Source organism: Dyella sp. PARNA 12/25, assembly GCF_055702865.1.
The window spans coordinates 126,281-146,079 of sequence record NZ_JBVQCI010000009.1; the positions used below are offsets into that span (position 1 = coordinate 126,281).

The window sequence follows — 19,799 nt, forward strand, 5'->3', positions numbered from 1 at the left end:
TCGGTGCGTCATGCATGTGAGTTGTTTCCAGAGAACGTCAGTGGAGTGGATGGATCAAGTAAACAGGCGTAGCCGAAGGGCAACGCGTTGACTGGTTTTTCCCCGAGGTATCTCGCTACGGCGGGCAGGCACTGGCAGACGTTTGGCCATTACAAAGGAGTGTGTGTCATGACCCGCATCACGCTACGCCGGGCATTGCTTCCTTGCTCCTTGTATCTCGCCATGGCGGCAGTACCGGCATTTGCTGCAACCTACAGTTGGAATGCAGCCACCGGTAACTGGAACGTTGCTGCCAACTGGGCACCCAACGGCATACCCGGCAATACCGATACCATCAACATCAACAATGGCGGGATGGCGCAGATCAGCGGTCAGGCCGCAACTTTCCAGGGTGGGACGCTGGGTTCCAACGCCACACTCACCGTAAGCGGCAGCGGGAGTCTGCTCACTGCAAGTAGCGGCTTTTTGCTGGGCAATGGTTCATCGGGCCAAGGCACCTTCAGTGTCACCCATGGCGGCGTGGCGAAACTGTTCAATATCCAGATCGGCCAGGATGCCGGCACCAAGGGCGTGGTGACGGTAGACGGTCAAGGCACGATGTTGACGCTCGCCAATGCGTTCATTGTGGGTAACTACGGGCAAGGCTCATTGACCGTTTCCGGTGGAGCCACGGTTACCGGCAATCTCATCAGTATTGCCAACAACACGGGTAGCGGCGGAAGCTCAATTAACGTGACCGGTGCAGGCTCAACGCTGAATACCGGCACTCTGGTGGTGGGACAGAGAGATTCGGCGACATTAACCATTGCCAATGGCGGCGTGGTGAACTCCACCGGTGCAACACTAACCCAGGGTGGTGGTGGGAGTCCCAGCGCGAACGTCACCATCACCGGAGCAAACTCCGCGTGGAATGTCACCTCTTCGGCGACTTACCCGTTCTTCCTTCTGCTGGGTAATGCAGGCGCCACCACTGTCACCGTTGCAGATCACGGGGCATTCAATCTCTCAAGCACCACATCGGCCACCCGTACCATCGTGATCGGAAGCGCTGGAGCAGGAACATTGCAGATTGGCAATGGTGGTGCAGCAGGCACTGTCAGCACGGATGCCATCACCAGCTATTCAACCGGCTCGCTGATTTTCGATCATAGTGATCCGTCTTACGTGTTTGCCCCAACCATCACTCGCAACGTCGCGCTGTCGCAAATCGGCAGCGGCACGACCATCCTGACCGCCAACGACACCTATACCGGCGGCACGACCATCAACGCGGGTGTGCTGCAGTTGGGCAACGGTGGCGCTACGGGCAGCATCACCGGCAACGTCACCGATAACGCGGGCGGCATGCTCGCCTTCGCGCGCTCGGATGTGTATGCATTCAATGGCACCATTTCCGGTGCTGGCGGCGTCACTGAACTCGGACCAGGCACCACCGTCTTCGACGTGAGCCAGCCTTATACCGGCCAGACCACGGTGCAGTCAGGCACGCTCGTGGTCGGTTCAAGCGCCGGCTCTGCTGGAAGCCTCGCCGGTGGCGGCGCGGTAAGCATCCATGCGGGTGCCACCCTGGGCGGTTACGGAAGCGTGGCCGGCAGCATAGACAACGCGGGCACGCTGGCGGTGGCCAATGCGTTGCCACTCGCCGCTGGCGGCCCCGTCGGATCGTTTACCGTGCAGGGCGGCCTGACCAACAGCGGCGCCATCAACCTGAGCTCAGGTTCACCATCATCCATCGGCAATGTGTTGAACGTGGGCGGCAACTACGTCGGCAACAACGGCGCACTCACCCTGCAAACCTTACTCAACCATGGCGGTGCGTTGTCTAACCAGACCACGGATCGCTTGTTGATCGAAGGATCGGCATCCGGGCAAACCATCGTCCATGTGGTCGGCTCGGGGGCTGGCGCGTCCACGTCATCGTCGCTTTCGGGCGTGCCCAAAGCGGACGAGGGCATTTCCATCATCCAGGTGGCGGCCGATCCTTCATCCCAGGTATTCAAACTGGGAGGGCCGGGTTACGTCGCCGTTGGCCCGTGGCGCTACGACCTATATGCGTACGCACCGGGCAACTCGGATCCCGCGCAGCGCGTGGTGGGCGGAACCACGCCAGGATTCTGGGACTATCGTCTGCAAAACGCCGTTGCCTGCGAATCCGGCCATTGCGACGACGAAGACGACCACAACGCCAATGGCCCCAACGGCGAAGACACCGGCAACAACGAGCCCGAAGGCGAATCCAGCGATACCGATGACAATGGGCATGAACCCCCGCGCCCCGCGGTGGTGCCTCAAATGGCCGCCTATCTCGTCGCCCCGACCGCGCTGTATTCCTACGGCGCCGCCATGCTCGACAACCTGCATAACCGTTTGGGCGAAGTGCGCCACGATCTGCTGGCGAACGATTTGGAATCGAACCATGGCGAGGTGTTCGCCCGTGTCACCGTGCTGAACCAGAACTATCGCAGCGATGTCGGCTTCAGCAACTTCGGCTATGGCTTTCACGAGCACATGTCGATGCTGCAAGTGGGTGGCAACTGGCTGGGCTTGGATACCCATCGCGGCACGCTGCGCGCGGGCCTGGCCTTCAGCAGCGGCACAGATCGCATCGAGCCGCGTGCGCCCGATGGCAGCAGCCGGCTCAACTACTCCATCAATAATCTCGCCGCCACGTTCACTTACGTCGGCTACAGCGGCTTCTACGCCGATGGCGTCGTCTCGCGCGACATCTATATCGGGCGTGCCTACACGCAGTCCTATAGTGATGCCGTGTCTAGGCCCAGCACGCACGGCTGGTCGGCTTCGATGGAAGGCGGTTACAGCTATCTGGGCTCGCACGAGATTCTGTGGGAGCCGCAGGCGCAGGTGATGTGGCAAACGCTATCGAGCATGCGCTTTACCGATCTCGATGGCGTGGCCATACAAACCAGGAATCCGGATCAGTGGACAGGCCGACTGGGTTTGCGCGTCTCGCGCACCTGGCAGGGCGACAAACCCAACGAAGCCACCACACCCTATCTGCGATTCAATTACTACCTGCATAGCGGTGGGCGCTCCACCGTGGCGGCAGGCAGTGACTTCTCCACTACGCCCGTCGTGTTTCGCAGCGGCGCCGCGGGGCAGGCCTGGGAGCTTCAGCTAGGGGCCTCGCGCACCGTCGCCGACGGCATCTCGGTGTATCTGGACGCTCGCTATCTGCAGCACACGCAGAGTTACGGCTTTCGCGGCTGGGTCGGCGATCTCGGCTTTCGCTGGCGCTTCTGAGCCAGGCTGTTTCAGTGGCCGGATGCGTCATCAAAGTTCACCACGGACAACGGAGCGGGAAATTCGTCCTGGCGAACATCGATTACGGAGAGCGGTTGCCACGGATGGCCTTCTGCAAACGCTTCAATCGAAGCGTAGGCGCCGAGCACGCGAACGTGATCCAGGCCATAGGGCAAACCTTCGGCCGCCAGGGGCGCGTTGGCATCGCTGACATGAAAGTGCAGATGCGGTCCCGTTGACTCACCGGTGAAGCCGAGCTTGCCGATCACGTCGCCGCGCCGTACGCGTGCACCCGCTTTGACGGTGATGCTGCCGGGCTTGAGGTGTTCGTAGAACGCGTACCGGCCATCGCCGAGATCCAGCGCCACGTAATTCCCGGCGGCGTTCTCCAGCGGCACCTTGTGTGCAGCACCATCCGCGAGCGAACCCGGCTCGGCGATACCTTCACCCGTCGAAGCCACCACCGCGTCCGCCACTGCCAGCACATCCGCGCCATAGCCCAACCATTGCGAAGGCAGCTTGCCGTCGCCGCGTGCAAAGCCTCCGTGAGGGCCAACGCGGATCCAGTCGATGGCGAAGCGACCCGGTACATGCACCGCGCCATTCACCGCATACAGCACGCGGCGATGACCACGCTCCCAGCCGGCATCGTAGATGGCTACCCATGGGCCGCCGCGTAGCGGTGGACCGAGCTGTGGCGCGGCGGAGGGCAGCACTATCATTGCCGCGCCATCCACGGTTGAGACGGGTGAGGACTCCACTGCAGTGAATGCAACGCGGTGGGTCAGGTGCAGCGGCTGGACCACTCGGCTCTTGAGCGGTACGGACAGATACACCACAGCATCCACGCCGGGTGCTACCTGCGTGCGATCCCCACCAGCAGGTTTACCCACGCGCCCGATGGCGTGACTCAGTGCTTCGCCGTCAAGATCGCTCAATGCCTGCCCCTGATCGTCCATCACGCTGATGCGCTGTAGCGTCAGGGTTTGTGATGCGAAGTTGGTGAGGTGAAGCTCATACAGCAGGGAGGTCCTGCCATCGACAAACACCGGCTCCGGCGTCCATGGCACGCGCATGTCGAACGACTGTTGCACAGGCCCGCGTTGCGCCATGGCGGCACTGGCGAGCAGCATGCCGAGCACGGCGCACAAGGTTCTGGACGATGAAGACATGACAGCTACTCCGGCCGGTGACGTGCGGAGCTTCAGCTGTCCTGGTAAGCCATACCAATGCCAGATGTCACTCAGGGTGCCCATGCACGGGCGCTGCACGGCAGGCGTAGGACGCTGTGACATGCCATGATGTCGTGCTCGGTCGACTGAAACGTGGCATGACCGTTACTTTCGAATGGAGCGATGGACAGATCGTGGATGCAGGAATAACTGGATGATCAAGAGCTGGCAGGCCGTTACGTTTACCATCGCGCTGAGCGCGGTGCTGGTGGCATTTGATGTGCCATCGAGTACCTGGTGGTCGACAGGTTTCCTCAGTTTCGTCGCCGGCGTGGCAGCGCTTTCCATGATGGGCATCGCGGCGCTGCTGAGCGCGCGGCTGCCATGGGTGGAGTCGCTGTTTGGCGGGCTCGATCGCCTCTACCTCGTGCACAAATGGCTCGCCGTCTGGGCGCTTGGCCTCGCCTCGTTCCATCTGGTGATCCATGCCGGTGTACAGGGTTGGGAGACAGCGCCGATCACCGCGATGCCACGCGGGTTCACGCGCTTCGTCCGGCAATTCTCGTTTGTGGGCGTGATGTTTATCGTGCTGCTGGCTTTGAACCGCAACATTCCCTATCGGGTGTGGCGGCAGTGGCACAAGCTTTCGGGGCCGCTGTTCATCGTGGTCATCCTGCACTGGCTCAGCATCAAGTCGCCGGTACCGTTGACCAGCCCCGCAGGTCTGTGGATGGCGTTGACCGCCGGTGGTGGTGTGCTTGCCGCGTTGTACAAGCTGCTGTTGTATCGCTTCGTTTCCGGACAGGCCGAATACCGTGTCGTGGCGGTATCGCCAGGCAAGGCAGCGATTCATCTGGAACTGGAGCCGGTGAGCAAGCCGATTGCGTTCACGCCGGGACAGTTTGGTTTTCTGCGCATGAAGCACGAGGGCCTGCGCGAACCGCACCCCTTCACCATCGCCAGTGGACAGCGCCCTGATGGGCGGGTGGATTTCGTGATCCGCGCGTTGGGTGACTTCACCAGCCAACTGATTGCCAATGTGCGCGTCGGCATGCTCGCCGATATCTATGCACCCCACGGCCGCTTCATGCGCGACACGCAGGCGCCGCGTGAAGTGTGGATCGGTGGCGGCGTAGGTATCTCGCCTTTCATCGCCTGGCTCAAGGACAACGAGGCCACCGACTTCGATCGTGTCACCCTGTTCTATTTCTACACGCCGGGCCGGGAATTCCCGGAGGTGCCCGTGCTGCAGAGCATGGCTGATGCGCGTGGCGTGACCCTGGTGCCGGTGCCGGATGGCCCCATCAGTCCCGCTTTCCAGCAACGTTTCAGTGCAATCGTGCGTGAAGTCGGCGGCGCTTCAGTGGATGTTTCCTTCTGTGGACCCTCCGGATTGCTGCATGTCATTCGTGCACAGATGCATGCCGATGGCGTGCCCAAGACCCATCTGCATTTCGAGCACTTCAACTTTCGCTGAGGCGAGCGTTGTGTTGTGCCACGCATGGTGACGCCAGATGAGTTTTGCGGCTTCAGGTAGGGAGCTGCCGGTAAGCCTGCTTCAGCGCAGTTCGACGACCGCCAGCCCATTTGGCGGAACGCTGATGCTCATTTGGCCTCGGTTGAGCTTCGCGTCGCTGTTTGTTCTGCACGAGACTTTTGGGAAGGCCGGGCAACCCGTACGGTCGAAAGCCGCGACACCTTCTCCGGCACACCACGGTCCATGCCGATAGGTGCCCCAAAGGCAGTGCACTCTGGCGCTTCTGCACCACCTTGCGTGTCCGCACCGGGTCCCACAGCTCGTCGAATTCGTTGATGCCAAGACCATTGGCTGCTAGGGCATCAGCATGTTCTTGCGACACCAATTGGCCATCTGAGCGGCGCAAATGGTCCTAAAGAATGCGATTTCCCCCTATGGAGACCGCCTTCGATCGATCTAAAACCTGCGTAAGCAGTTGTTTCACATGTAGCTTACACATGTCTGACAAAATTCGTTGACTTATTGTGAAATTGCTGCGTAAGTTTGATGACGGGCGGCAGGGGAATTCGCAATTTCTTGCTTGTTTCAACGGGTTACGGAGCTTTCCTTACGGACAGCGCCGCGGGGACCTGTGCGCCTGAAAAGCCAGGACGACACCTGGCTCCTCACCTTTCAGTCGAACACGTGGTTTAGGGGAGTTAAAACGTGAAGCAATTCGGAAACAGTAAGCTGTCGACGGCCATTCGTCTGGGCCTGGCGATGGGCGCTTTTGCCATCGCGGGTTCGGTGTATGCACAAGATGCCGCTGACACTCAGGCCAATATGGATTCGGCCAAGAAGCTCGAAACGATCACCGTGACCGGTTCGCGCATTCGTAGCGTGGACGTGGAAACCGCTCAGCCCGTCATCACGATGACGCAGGCGGACATCCAGAAGACCGGCCTCACTAACGTCGGTGACATCCTGCAGAACCTGACCATCACCGGCCAGCCCACCTTCAGCAAGGCGGCCGTGCTGACCAGCAACACCGAGGAAGGCGGCCAGTACGTCAACCTCTACAACCTTGGCGAAAACCGCACGCTGGTGCTGGTGAACGGCAAGCGCTGGATGACCAGCCTCAACGGTTACACCGACGTTTCCACCATTCCGGCCGCCCTGATCGACCGTATCGAAGTCCTGAAGGACGGTGCTTCTTCGATCTACGGCTCCGACGCTGTTGCTGGCGTGGTGAACATCATCCTCAAGGACCGTTTCAACGGTGCTGCCGTGAGCGCCAACGTCGGTCAGAACGACCAGAACGACGGCACGCAGCAGGCGTACTCGTTCACGCTTGGCTCAACGACTGACAAGTCTTCGCTGGTGTTCGCCGCGACGTACAACAAGACTGAGGCGGTGTGGGCAAAGGATCGCGACTTCACCAAGTACACCTACGGCGATTTTGATCAGACGGCCGGCTACAGCGGCACGGGTCCCTGGGGCCGCATCACGTACAACGGTAAGAAGTACGTGCTGAACCATACGGGCGATCCGAACAACATTGGCGTGGGCACGGATGCGACCAACTTCGCGAACTACCACGCCGGCGTGCAGCCGAACGACTACTTCAACTCCACCAATCAGATGATGGAGCAGCTGCCGACCGAGCTGAAGTCCATCTTCACTGAAGGCAGCTACAACTTCAGCGACAACGTGACGTTCAAGGCGACCGGCATGTATGCCGAGCGCAACTCGTCGACGCAGGTCGCCGGCTATCCGCTCACCAGCACCAGCCAGCCGAACTTCCCGGTGTATGTGAGCGGCGCCAGCTACTACAACCCGATTCCGGGCACGAACCTGTCGTTCGCGCGCCGCATTGTCGAAATGCCGCGCCAGACCAGCGAAAGCGCCAAGTCGCTGCACTTCGACGCTGGCTTTGAAGGCAACTTCGAGTTCCTCAATCATTCGTGGAACTGGGACGCCGGCTTCAACTACAACAAGTACGACGTGGACACCACGGGCATCGGCAACATCAACCTGCTGAACCTCAAGCAGGCGCTGGGCCCGTCGTTCCTCAACGGCCAGGGTGTCGTGCAGTGCGGTACCGCTGCCAACCCCATCGCGCTGAACCAGTGCGTACCGTTCAACATCCTGGGCGGCCCGACGGCATCGACCCCGCAGGCGCTGAACTACATCGTGGCGCGTGAGCAATCCACGGCGCAGAGCGTGCAGAAGGACTTCACCGCCAACATCACGGGTGGCCTGTTCGAACTGCCGGCCGGTACCTTCAGCTTTGCTGCGGGCATCGAGCATCGCAACAGCAGCGGCTACGACACGCCGGACGAACTGGCCAGCTCTGGCTACACCACCGACCTCGCCGCCGGTCCGACCACGGGTTCGTACACCACCAACGAAGCCTACGTCGAACTCAACGCGCCGATCCTGAAGGACCTGCCGGGCGCCCAGTCGCTGAACGTGGACGTGGCCAGCCGCTACTCGCACTACAGCAACTTCGGCAGCACCACCAACAACAAGTACAGCTTCACCTATTCGCCGTTCCATGACCTGTTGGTTCGCGGCACGTTCGCCAAGGGCTTCCGCGCACCGACGCTGGGCGACCTGTTCGGCGGCGGTTCGCAGACGTTTGACCAGTACACCGATCCCTGCGATGCCAAGTACGGCAGCCTGAGCAACCCGAAGGTGGCCGCCAACTGTGCGGCTGCAGGTCTGCCGGCGAACTTCAGGCAGCTTGATACTGCTGGCGCGCCGGTCAACGGTCCCAACCAGCAGGGCACCACGCCGTTCGTCACCGGCGCCGGCAACCAGTACCTGCAGCCGGAACACAGCACGACCCGTACGCTGGGCCTGGTGTACAGCCCGCACTACGTGGACGGTCTGGACATGACGCTGGACTACTACGACATCAAGATCACCAACGTCATCACGGCGATCGATGCCAACTACGTGCTCGACCAGTGCTACCAGTACTCGGTGCAGGAGTTCTGTTCGGCGTTCCAGCGTGATGCCAATGGTCAGGTGATCAACCTGCACCGCGGCAACGCCAACCTGGGCTGGATTGAAACCTCCGGCTACAACATGGGCGTGAACTATCGCCTGCCTGCGTTCTCGTTCGGCAAGTTCGTGTTCAACATGAACGTGAACTACCTCGACGACTGGAACCAGGCCAGCACCAACAATGGTCCGGTCGTGAACTACGCCGGCCAGTACGGTTACGCGCATTGGCGCGCCAACATGGGCCTGGACTGGAGCCTGGGCAACTGGGGCGCCACCTGGGGCATCCGTTACTACGGCTCGTTCCTGGACCAGTGCTGGAGCGACACCGTTCACTGCAACAAGCCCAACTACACCAGTGTGAACTGGGGCTATGGCACGGGCGCGAACCGCATGGGTGCCGTGGTGTTCAACGACGCGCAGGTCCGCTACCAGTTGCCGTGGAAGGCTCAGATCGCTTTCGGCATGCGTGACATCTTCGACAAGAAGCCGCCGAACACGATCAACGCTTACGTGCTGGGCTACAACTCGTCGGGTTCGATCGATCCGACCCTCGATCTGGGTCGCTACATCTACCTGCAATACAACCAGCAGTTCTAAGCAACGCCTGTAACACCCACCCCGCTGTACCTTGCCGGGGCTCTGCAAAGTGCCCCGGCTTTTTTACGTCCAGAGTGGCGAAGCGATGAGATGCGTCGCTGCAGTGGATGGTGGAGCGCAACGTCCAGCCAAATGACACGTCGCCCAAGGAGTCTTCTTCATGGGGTACATGCTGTCTTGACCCACTTCCACACCCTTGAGGACCCGGAGAACGACCATGGCTAGCCCCGCAATCCAGGTGCGTGTCGACCCCGACATCCGCGCAAAAGCGGAAGAGAACCTCGAAGCCATGATTGGCATGAGGCTAAATGCGGCAATCAAGATCCTGGTGAAGCGCCTCGCGAACGACCCGGAAGCGTCGCTTGATCTCCTTCGCCCCAGCAAGCCCACTCAGAAAGCGCTGCGAGAACTGGAGGAAGGTCGTGGAAAGCGCTTCGCGCACCTCGGCGATTTCATGACCGACCTGCATGCGAACCATTGAAAGCAGCGCGCAGTTCAAAGAGGACTACCGGCGCGAGAAAAGTGGCCCCCATGGGAAGCAAATTGATGCGGATCTCGCCGTCGTTTTCGGCTTCCTGGTGACCGATAAGCCCATGCCAACGCGCTACCCGATCAGGGCTCCACAAGAGCAAATGCCCGATTACCGGGACTGCTATATCTATGAGGACCTGGTCCTGACCTACGGCAAGACCAAGGACGGCGTACTGCGGGTGCTCAGGCTGGTTCGCCAAGGCCTTTAGACCATGTTTCTAGTGGCGAAGTTGGTACGAGTTTGCCACCCAAAGTCCGTACGCCTGAGCCTCAGCGCGGACTGACTTTGCCCAAGGGGTGTGGGCAAAGCTTGGCAGGCCACGGGCAATCAGATACTTAACTTGAGGCTTATGGGTCAGTCTGGAAACGTGATTGGGCAAAGCTTGTACTCAAAATCTGACAGCCGGCCTTCTATCTACGCTTACAACGGAGTCGGCAGCAGAGTCCCAGCAGGACGATGGTGAATAACGAGCGTCGCAACCAAGGAGACGAACTAGTTGTTGAATAAGTCGTGTGCGCGGGAGGGCAACGACCATGGGCCAAGTAACCAACGATCAAGTTCTACACGACCGTCTCCTCGGTGGCCTGTGGGGCCTTCTATTCGGAAGCGCATTTGGCGAAGTTCGGCTGAAGTGGTTCCGTGAGCATCCCAAGTCTGGGAGCATTCGAGACCGCATTGCTGGTGCATCTTGGAGCATAGAGGCAGCTCAAATCCTCTGCCTGCTGTTTGCATTAGGGCAAACCGACGTTCAATTGGAAGGGCTGGCAGAGCGCACCGTCGATTGGGCTCGTCTAGGTGTCTATTTCCCAGACAGTGAGTACCTCTTCGCGCAGTTGGATGGCCCGTTAACAGCTCCAGTGCTGTTCGGAGCGACCCAAACGGCCCTCGAGGACTACCATCGTGATGCCATTGAGCAGAGTGCTCTCCTATTTGTCATTCCGCTCCTTTGGTGCCGTGAGGGTAATGACGCTGCCCTTGCCCGCGAGATGCTGACTCTCGGACGAATGGCGGTGAAGGACGAAGTCGATCGGGCAACGTTGGTCATGACCCTGCTATGGGCGAGTTCTTTGATTGTTGCCCCTTCAAATGCCTGGCAGCAGGCTATTCAACGCGTTCAATCGATAGCGGCAGAATTGCGCCTGACTAGCGCTAGTCTCGAGACCGTCACCAACATACAGCCGGGCGATGGTTCTCATGCAGAAGCGCATCGTATGCTTTATCTGCTGGCCTATCTCCGCGAAGTTTTCGCCTTCACCAAGAGTTTTGATCAGGCTGTTGATTTTGCGATGCCACCTGAGCCGACGCTTCGCATTCCCATGATGCTTACAGGTGCCCTGGCCGGTCTTTACTACGGCATTTCCGATGTGCCTAGCCAATGGATTGCTGGTCTCCGAGGGAGGGAGCTCGTCAGGAGCAGTCTGGCAAAACTTTCGGTCTGTCTTGCGGCCCGAAGGTGATTGGATCCGTCCCCTCTCAGAGTTAGGTCCAGCCAGTCAGCGACTGCCTTAGTGGGATAGGTCTCCTTTGGAGCGCCATCGAACGCGTCAGCTACCAAGTCGCAACTCTTTTTTCCACGGCCGAAGCGCGGTGGGTCACCGGTTGGCACATTTAGGCGGTGATGTGTCCTGACGCGCATTCGGCGCGCCCATTCAGCCAAGGTCGGCAGCCATCAGGCGAATGCCCTGGCGTGAGTAGCTCAGCACAGTTAGATGTCAGCGGGTAAGGCAGTCGTGACGGACATGGCCGTTGCTGCTCTCATCCGAGGGCACACGCGTCTGCAATGTGTGAAAAATCTCCACTCTGACCGCGATTTGGTTATAGGCCTGGTAACGCATTCGCCAAAATTGTCAGCGTGAACGAGAGCTTAGATCACCTCCGGATTATAAGTTCGCGCAACGCATTACGTCGTTTCGCATTATAAGTCTGCGCAACGAAAAACCTCTTAAAAACATGCACTTGCATGATGCCTGGCGTCGGGGTAGGTTCGCCCGATCTGACCTGAAATTTTCTGGCCTGTTCGCGGAGGAAACATGCAGGAATCGCCAACGCTCGTCATGCTGGTGAAGGCACATGGATTGGTCCTTACTGCTGCAACGACGGCAAAGTTCCTGGGCTTTCCCAGCACAGATGCCCTGCGCATGGCACGCCGACGCGGCCGACTTCCCATTGAGATGTTCGCGATTGAAGGGCGACGGGGATGGTTCTCGTCAGCGCGGGATATAGCGCAGTGGCTCGACCACACCACGCCTGAAACACGGAAAGGGCAGCCAGAGAGCCCCAAGAACAAAGCCACCGCTCGCTAGCGGTGGCTTTTTACGTTTCGGCAAAGAGGCGATTGGCGTCTCAGGAGGACTGAAGACAGAAAGCCAAAAACCATGCCAGGAAAATAGAAAGGGCCACAAGAGTTGGCCCTCTTGTAGCCCTTCAAAGTGCAGACACAGACCGCGTCAGCACATCTAGGTTCCTGCGCGCCCTATCCAATGTCAATAGGCCCTTGCTGGGCCTACTAGCACGCTGCGTCTCAGGGTGGCCCGTTCGGGTCCGCCGAAGAGAGGCGCGGCCTGGAGAGATCGCATGGCAAACACAGCATCAAGAATTGAACTACCTATCGTTGACGAAGAGCGACTTGGCGGACTGGCCGAAGCTAGGCGGAAGCAAATCTACGCCAACGGCGGATACACGAAACATCAGATCGCGCACTACGAAGCCATGATCGCGGCAAGCGGTCAGCGCGATGTCGGCAAAGGGGCTCTGCAGAATCTAGTGACCCATTTCGTATCGCTCAAGAACAACGGCGCATTGAGGGTGGTGGAAAGTCACACGTGCGAGCGAATGTTTGCCTACCTGTGCGAACTGGACCCAACCGTAGAGGGTTACTACGTGCAGGTTCCGTGCCGCGGCATTGTTCGCATGATGGAGGGTGATAGGAAGCACGTATCTCATGCCACGCTCGACTTCCTGGTGTTTCGCAGCAACGGTCTCGAACTTGTCGAATGCAAGGACGAAAGCTGGCTTCAAGGTGAGAAAGACGGCGGCGAATGGGAGTGCAATGCCGAGGGCTGGACGTGCCATCCCTATAAGCAATGGGCCGAGGAACGTGGTCTGACATTCCGAGTGTTTGCTCTCGGTGCTCCGTTTGCCAATCAACTTCGCATCTTGGAGGCGATGTACGCCACGCTGGATCTTCCTCTGACCCCGGAAGAAACGCGAATCGCTGAACGATCGCTGGCGTTGCTGGCCAAGAAGCCCTTCTCGATCGAAGGGATGGAAGAAACGCTCCCGGGATTCAATGAGCGCATTGCTTTGGCAATGCTTGCGCGTCAGCAGTGCTATGGCCTTGTGACCAGCACGCCGATCAGCCTTCCGCAGCACTTCTACTTATATTCCGATAAGGACCAAGCGCGACGGGCTGATGAATACGCGTTTGCCTCGCGCAACGAGACAATCAACCAACCGGCGGATCTCGACGCCTTGGCACTAGCCAGCACTACGGATTTTCAGGCCGCACTAGCCCGCCTCGCCCGCGTCCAGCGCATGCAGGTGGGCCAGGAAAAAAGCACGGTTCGCATGCGCCAACTTGCAGCAAAGATTCGAGAGGCCGAGGCGCAGGGTAAGCCAGCTCTATCTGCCTGCCTTACCCAGTACGGGAAATCCGGTAATCGCCAAACGCGCCTCGATCCCATCCAGCAGGAACTTTTGTTCTGGGCCATACGAGCGCTGTGGAACACGGGCAAGGCACGGACGCGAAAGAACCTATGGTTCGCACTGGAAAAGGAATGTCAGCGCTATCAGGTCGCCACGCCATCCATTGAAACGCTTCGGCACCATGTGCGACAAGAAGAGGCAGTGAAACGGGCGCTGGCCACGGGAGGCATGCGAGCCTACCAAGCCGCCAGGCCTATCTCAGACCCAACAGTACGGTCCGGTAAAGCACTGGCCTTTGGGCACACTCTCCATATTGACTCTTCGCAACTTGACAGCCGCTGCATGCGACTTGTTGCGCAAGCGCTCTTCGGAAACAAGCCTTGGTTCTACGTGGGCATCGACGAGGCAACGGACTATCCGATGGCTAGTTCGATGTACTTCGGCCACGCCTGCACCAATGGTGTCGCACTTCTGATTCGAGACTTCGTAAGGCGGCATGGCTTCTTACCATTCGTGATCGTTCTGGACCGTGGCTCTGAGAACGACTCGAAGTGGCTCAAGGCCTTCTGCTTGGAGAAGGGAATCACACTGATCCATACGCCCACGGGCGGAAGTCGTTACAACAGTCAGGCGGAGATAGCGATCCGCCGCATCAACATCAACGTGGCTCACGACCTACCTGGTTCCACGGAACCGGACCAAAAAGGCCGCAAGGTCGATGGCAAGTACAAAAGCGTGAAGACGGCGCGTTTGATGTTCACGGCGGTCCACGGCGCGTTCGTAGAATATTTCCACGAAGACCTTCCTAACACACCAAATGACGACAATCGCACTCCGATGGAGCGCAAAGACGAATTGATTGCCCGCTTTGGCGTGATGGGGCGTCCGCAGACGATGGACGACGATCTTCTGATCAAGACCTCCATTGATATCGAATTCCAAGGTAAAGCCACCGAGAAGCGCGGCATCAAGCTTCCCTGCGGCATCTTCACCAGTGACCGTCTGAGCAAGCTCTTGCGTACTTCGCGTCCAGATGAAGTGCGGCAAGATTGTGAGAACAGGGCCCAGGTTGTGGTCAAGATCGCCCAACAGTGGGTCAAGGCGTTCCTGAGCACCATACTGACTGAGGCCGCAAAGACGCCCGAAGAAAGGCTCTTCGACTTATTGGCAGCACCGTTTGCTAGGCGCGGATCGCGCAACCGCAAGCGCGATGTAGACCGCGCGGTGTATGAGCGCAACCAGGCCGCCGCGGCATCGCCTTCAGCACAATCCGACGAGCCGGAGTCATCTCGCGAGTTGCCCGTTGAGCCGAATGCCGAGGCGACGGAACCGGTCGCAGAGCACGACGACCTTGAGGAGCTGTGGGACAAGCTCGAACCTTTGGCTGCGGAGTAACGATCATGACCATGATCTATCCACATTCGAACTTTGCCGACTCTCGTGATGAGCTCATGCTCGCCCTTAGTAACCCGGAGTTGGGGCGATTCATCTTCGTTATCGGCCCGTCGGGCGTAGGCAAGACCACGCTACGCCGAATGCTCGTGAGAGCCATATGCGGAAACCCCGCCAACTGGGGCGCCGGACGCATTCCATATATCGAGTTGTTCGCGCTCCTCGACCAGAACGCCTACTTCAATTCGAAATCGTTCGTTGATTCCTGGCTGCACCAACTAATGAATCCGAACGTGAAGTGGTTGCGAGATGCCGATGATCTGCACAACCCAACATACTTGGAAGTTGAGGCCGCGGTGAGGAGGGCTTGTGCTGAACTTCGCAATGCACCTTCGCCGAACAGTTCGGAGCCAAAGCTGTGGGGTCTGATCCGGAAACTAGGGGAGGAGAGAGATCTTTGGCTGGCCGCAATTGATCAAGCACATGCGATGTGCACGAATCATCGCGACAAGAGCCCTGCAGACCACATCCTGAATTTGTTGTCCATTGTTGAGGAGGACCGGATGAATATTCTTCTTTCAGGTGTTCATAGCGCGGCCAACCTTTGGATAGATCGTCCGGAAGTGCGAATTCGTTCGACAGTGATATGGATGCCTCCCTACAGTCACGATCGCAAGCAGGATCGCGACCCATTTCTTCATCTGCTTCGCACACTCGGCGATGGCTACACATTCTCGAAGCCAAGACTCCTTTTGGCGATGGCCCCCGAACTGATGGCAGCGTCGGGAGGAATCTTCGGCGTTCTGAAAAAGATACTGTTTGAAGCCAAGAGCCGCGCCGACCTGGCGGGACGTCACGCCATCACCAAAGCGGACATCACTAACTCGTACTACGGCGAAAGGGACTTCAAGAAGATGTGGGACGATGTCACGTTCTTCGAGGAGGTCATGCAGTCCGCAAATACCAAGGACATCCGTGTAGCTGTATCCAAAAGTTGGGATTTTGATAAAAAGACGAAGGCTGAAAAGCCCTCTACACCCAAAGATCCAACCGCAAAGGAGGCCTGATCATGGAACAGTGCGCCTTTGCTTGGACCGCTCTTCCCCCCTTGCCCATGCGCGGGTTGGGCACCGAATTCGTTGAGCCACTCGACTACTATGCTTTGCGGATGTCATGGACCACAGGATGGTCCGTTGGTCAGCTATCCGCGCTCCTGGAGGCGGAAAACTCCGGAAGTGCATTACGCCCAAGTTACTACCTCTTCGGCGAACGCAGAGAAGCGAACATCTCAGCGCTGGAACGCCTGACGGGCAACCCGGACCTACGATATGGAACATTGTGGATCCTCAAGGAGGTTCTCAATACCAAAGGGTTGTATCGCCAACGGGGGGCGGCGCGCCGTTGGTGCCCCCTTTGCTACAAGCATTGGGATCCGGCGGCGAGCTGGGAGCCACTGATCTGGTCCATACCGTATGTCAGCCGATGTCCGGTTCATCGATGCGATTTGATCGAGGAGTGTTCCTCGTGCGGTGCCACGCAACGCCGGGATACACCCATAGATTTGCGACATCGCTGTCGATCATGCGGGGCTTCTTTAGCGAGTGATGGGGCGGTAACGGATCACCCGAAGTTCTACGATTGGGTAGACAACGAGATATGCAAGCTTGTTGCCTTTTGTGCGACGCCTGGCCGAGAACAAGTACCCAGTGACACTCTTTCCCAAATCGCCAATGGTTTCGAGTCGTATGCAAGAAACAGGCGTGAGCTTCAAAGGATAAGAAGATGTCTCGCGCTACAACGTAGTGATTCCCTCAACAGCCGCCTGTCACTCACTGGTCTGATCAATCTGAGCGCTTTGCTCGCCACATCTGTTGTCGATGTTCTAACGCGACCCAATGAGGCGATGAGTTCGCCCTTGTTGGAGATCTGGAGTGGATTTCACTGGTTGTGTGACCCATTCGCAAAGAAGGATGACCGCATACGGGCAGCGCGTTGGTTGGTAAGGAAGGTACTAAAGACATGCGGTGCGTGGTATCTCCCATCCATGCGCGTTCTCGTGAAGGATTGTGGTGTTTCGGCCTCGCGGCTTAAAGAGTTCGACCCGGAGACCTACCAGTCGTATTTGGACGCCTACGCAAAGCAATCCGGGCCTTCCGTTCGATACACAAGAGGGATCGCGTTTGCAGCGGCACGAGTACATCTTCGAGGTTCACATCCAAACAGCTGGAATCATCACAGGATGTGGCGTCTCCCTCGCGATGTCGAGAAACAAGCTCGCGTCAGATTTGAAGATGCTTACTACGCCACCTGTGGCGCTCTTTTCTATTCCCGACTTCTTGCAAAGACGACAAGCCACACCGAAGGTGCTATAGCAGTCAGGGATGACGATCGGTGGATGGAGTCTGCTCCAAAGAGTGCATGCGCATAAATGTTGAAGCGGCCCGAAAGGTGCCGGCGCACCGGCATCTTTCGGGCATGCGATTCTTCCGGCAATTGGGATTGCAACGGCAGCTGGGGGCGTATACCCACCGTGCTACCGCCTTCAAGAAAATCCTACGACCTTACAAAGCTACAACCTTGCCTATAGCGCCCACTCTTGCCGGACGAAATCCAAAATATCACTGGACCTAGCCTTAACCTTCTGGAGCGTCCAGTTATTTTCACGAATAGTCTTAGCGACCTCTCTCGTGCATCGAATCCCCGAAGACTCGTAGGCTTCCACCTTCTCAGCCGGAACTTTGTCCTTAAGAGACGAGTTCACCCCAGGCGGAAGCATAGTCAGGTTCCCTAAGTGGTGAACGTAATCCACGCCACTACTTTGAGGCTTAATGTGCTCTATGGACTTTGACGGCTCGTGCATCCAAATCTTGTTCCACTCGCCCGCATTTATCTTCTGACCACTCTTTCGAGAAAGATGTTCTTCGTAGCGAAACAAAATGTAACGAAGCGGCTCTTCCCACCCATTATATGAGTCTGACCAGTCTGCTTTATCAACCGCTTTATCAACACGCATTTCCGCATCAGGAATAGCACGCAATCTCTGACATATCACGTCTGCGTCGAGATCTTTCTTGATAATGTCGAAACCCAATTTGGTGTAGTCACCAACCTTGCGCCGCTTATCGAGACCGTTGAGTACGTAGGTCAGAAATGTGACCTTTTCCCAAACACCCATCGCTTTAAGGAGGTCTTCCTTTGAAAAGCCGCGCATTGTCAGGCAAACCGCCACGAAGCGGGCCTGCATGACACTCATGACAGCCTTGATTCTGTGATCTTTGTCGAGCTGATCTATTGTTTTAACAACGGTCTCTAGATAACGCGCGACCTTTATGATGGATGACACTTCCGTGCCCGCTGCGCGCGCCATCTCAGCAGAAGCATCACCTTGAGATAGAACTTTTCCCGGCGCCTTATCAAGATGAAGTGTGCCTGCAAACCTCATAGCTTCATCAGCGAGAGCGCTTCGCAACCCCACAACCCCATAAATGCGTCGCCAAATTTCACGCATCTCGTTAAGAGCGTCATTCAGCGCACCTTTCTCTGCATGCGCGAAGAGCAGTCCCATCAGCTGACTTTTAAGCTTATCAACCCATTTGACGTCCAATCCTCGGCTATTGAGGACCTCAAACACACGATACACAGAAGCCTCATCAACCAACTCATGATAGATCATGGAGAGGCGATTCTTAAGAATGGCTACTAATTCGATGAGGCCCCTATCCTCACGCCAACTCGCCACAAATTTTTGGCATTCCATGCATGCGTCAACGAGATTCTTTTCGGCCTCAGTCGCACCTGGATGTGGAGCGCAGCTGCCGTCACGAAGATAGTCCGCGAAGACATTGCTACTATCGTGATTTGTCTGCAGCAAAAGCAACGAGTAATCGTCCGTCTTTATAAGCAGATCCTTTATTTCCTCTTTAATTCGGAACTGTGATTTATCCGAGTCATTCAGGGATAGCTCAATTGCTTTTAGCAAGATGATCAATGTAGTAAGGCGCTGTTGACCATCAACCAAATCGACTGAAACGTATTCATCCGCCACGATGACACGTTTATCTTTGGCCAGAGCGACAACAGTTGCCATGAAATGATCTTGTTTCGTCTCATAGACCTGGTTGATGTCGAAGAAGAGCTCATCTCGCTGCTTCTTGCCCCATGCATATGGTCGCTGATAGTCGGGAATTCGAAACAATCTTCCCTGGAGAAGCTGCCCCAACGTGTAGTGCTTCGGGTCTAAACGCATTCGTGCCCCCAATTTTTAATTAGAACGACGCCGCCCTCAGGCTTATGCCGTGATCAAGAGTCCGGCGACCGCTTTCAGCTACCGATGAAGGAGCTGATCGCAGCCGGACTATCCAAATTTCGACTTACTTAGAGGTCGACCGCCGCCTAATTTAATCGCTCGTCCACCAGCTCACGAATGCCAGGCGTTAGATTGATCACTGCGAGTTCTGCACCCAGAAAACCCATCTTCTTCTCGAACAGATTCGCCAGTCGCTCATCCGCAGTCGCAAAGAAGATTTGACGGGTTCCTTTTTCGGCGATGTCCGTCAGATAGTCAAGGAAGGCTAGTGCCTTCAAATCGTCGATGTGCGCGACCGGATCGTCAATCAGCATGATAGGTGGCCCAGCCTGCAGCGACAGGTTGACGAACTGTCCGACCCAAGCTCTTTATAGACCAGCGCAGGCTGGCGTTGGTGTGCAGTTGGTGTGACGCCGCTGTGCGATT

12 protein-coding genes are annotated in these 19,799 nt (G+C 57.7%); 9 read left to right on the forward strand and 3 right to left on the reverse strand.

Features of this window, described 5'->3' with window-relative positions:
• The first annotated feature begins 168 nt into the window (after positions 1-168).
• Positions 169-3,261: an autotransporter family protein gene (locus AC0GUR_RS16800; RefSeq protein WP_472878651.1), complete on the forward strand. Its 3,093-nt coding sequence runs from the start codon at positions 169-171 to the stop codon at positions 3,259-3,261.
• Between the two features lie 11 nt (positions 3,262-3,272).
• Here AC0GUR_RS16800 and AC0GUR_RS16805 read toward each other — a convergent pair whose 3' ends face one another.
• Entirely contained in the window at positions 3,273-4,433 is a 1,161-nt protein-coding gene (locus AC0GUR_RS16805; protein WP_472878652.1) for a M23 family metallopeptidase, read from the reverse strand.
• A gap of 214 nt (positions 4,434-4,647) precedes the next feature.
• Here AC0GUR_RS16805 and AC0GUR_RS16810 point away from each other — a divergent pair, with 214 nt between their 5' ends.
• The 8 genes from AC0GUR_RS16810 to AC0GUR_RS16845 all read left to right on the forward strand — a co-directional run bounded on the left by AC0GUR_RS16810 (position 4,648) and on the right by AC0GUR_RS16845 (position 17,495).
• Positions 4,648-5,910 carry a ferredoxin reductase family protein gene (locus AC0GUR_RS16810; protein WP_472878653.1) on the forward strand — a complete coding sequence of 421 codons (1,263 nt, stop codon included), beginning with the start codon at positions 4,648-4,650 and terminating at the stop codon, positions 5,908-5,910.
• Between the two features lie 759 nt (positions 5,911-6,669).
• The gene (locus tag AC0GUR_RS16815; protein WP_472878709.1) at positions 6,670-9,498 is read left to right on the forward strand and encodes a TonB-dependent receptor plug domain-containing protein; all 2,829 of its coding nucleotides are present in this window, start codon (positions 6,670-6,672) and stop codon (positions 9,496-9,498) included.
• A 238-nt stretch (positions 9,499-9,736) separates the two neighbouring features.
• Positions 9,737-9,979, forward strand: a complete 243-nt coding sequence (locus tag AC0GUR_RS16820; RefSeq protein WP_472878654.1) for a hypothetical protein — start codon at positions 9,737-9,739, stop codon at positions 9,977-9,979.
• Positions 9,966-10,238 carry a type II toxin-antitoxin system mRNA interferase toxin, RelE/StbE family gene (locus AC0GUR_RS16825; RefSeq protein WP_472878655.1) on the forward strand — a complete coding sequence of 91 codons (273 nt, stop codon included), beginning with the start codon at positions 9,966-9,968 and terminating at the stop codon, positions 10,236-10,238. The genes AC0GUR_RS16820 and AC0GUR_RS16825 overlap by 14 nt, the downstream gene beginning before the upstream one ends.
• 325 nt (positions 10,239-10,563) lie before the next feature.
• On the forward strand, positions 10,564-11,487 hold the full coding sequence (locus tag AC0GUR_RS16830) for a hypothetical protein (RefSeq protein WP_472878656.1): 924 nt from the start codon (positions 10,564-10,566) through the stop codon (positions 11,485-11,487).
• Positions 11,488-12,604: 1,117 nt separating this feature from the next.
• Positions 12,605-15,070: an integrase catalytic domain-containing protein gene (locus AC0GUR_RS16835; RefSeq protein ID WP_472878657.1), complete on the forward strand. Its 2,466-nt coding sequence runs from the start codon at positions 12,605-12,607 to the stop codon at positions 15,068-15,070.
• A 5-nt stretch (positions 15,071-15,075) separates the two neighbouring features.
• The gene (locus AC0GUR_RS16840) at positions 15,076-16,134 is read left to right on the forward strand and encodes an AAA family ATPase (RefSeq protein WP_472878658.1); all 1,059 of its coding nucleotides are present in this window, start codon (positions 15,076-15,078) and stop codon (positions 16,132-16,134) included.
• A 101-nt stretch (positions 16,135-16,235) separates the two neighbouring features.
• Positions 16,236-17,495, forward strand: a complete 1,260-nt coding sequence (locus tag AC0GUR_RS16845) for a TniQ family protein (protein WP_472878710.1) — start codon at positions 16,236-16,238, stop codon at positions 17,493-17,495.
• Between the two features lie 153 nt (positions 17,496-17,648).
• Here the strand turns inward: AC0GUR_RS16845 and AC0GUR_RS16850 are convergent, their stop codons facing one another.
• Both AC0GUR_RS16850 and AC0GUR_RS16855 read right to left on the reverse strand, forming a co-directional pair.
• Complete coding sequence (locus tag AC0GUR_RS16850) at positions 17,649-19,313, reverse strand: DUF262 domain-containing protein (RefSeq protein ID WP_472878659.1); 1,665 nt, start codon at positions 19,311-19,313, stop codon at positions 17,649-17,651.
• Positions 19,314-19,459: 146 nt separating this feature from the next.
• On the reverse strand, positions 19,460-19,687 hold the full coding sequence (locus tag AC0GUR_RS16855; protein ID WP_472878660.1) for a hypothetical protein: 228 nt from the start codon (positions 19,685-19,687) through the stop codon (positions 19,460-19,462).
• Between the last annotated feature and the right edge of the window lie 112 nt (positions 19,688-19,799).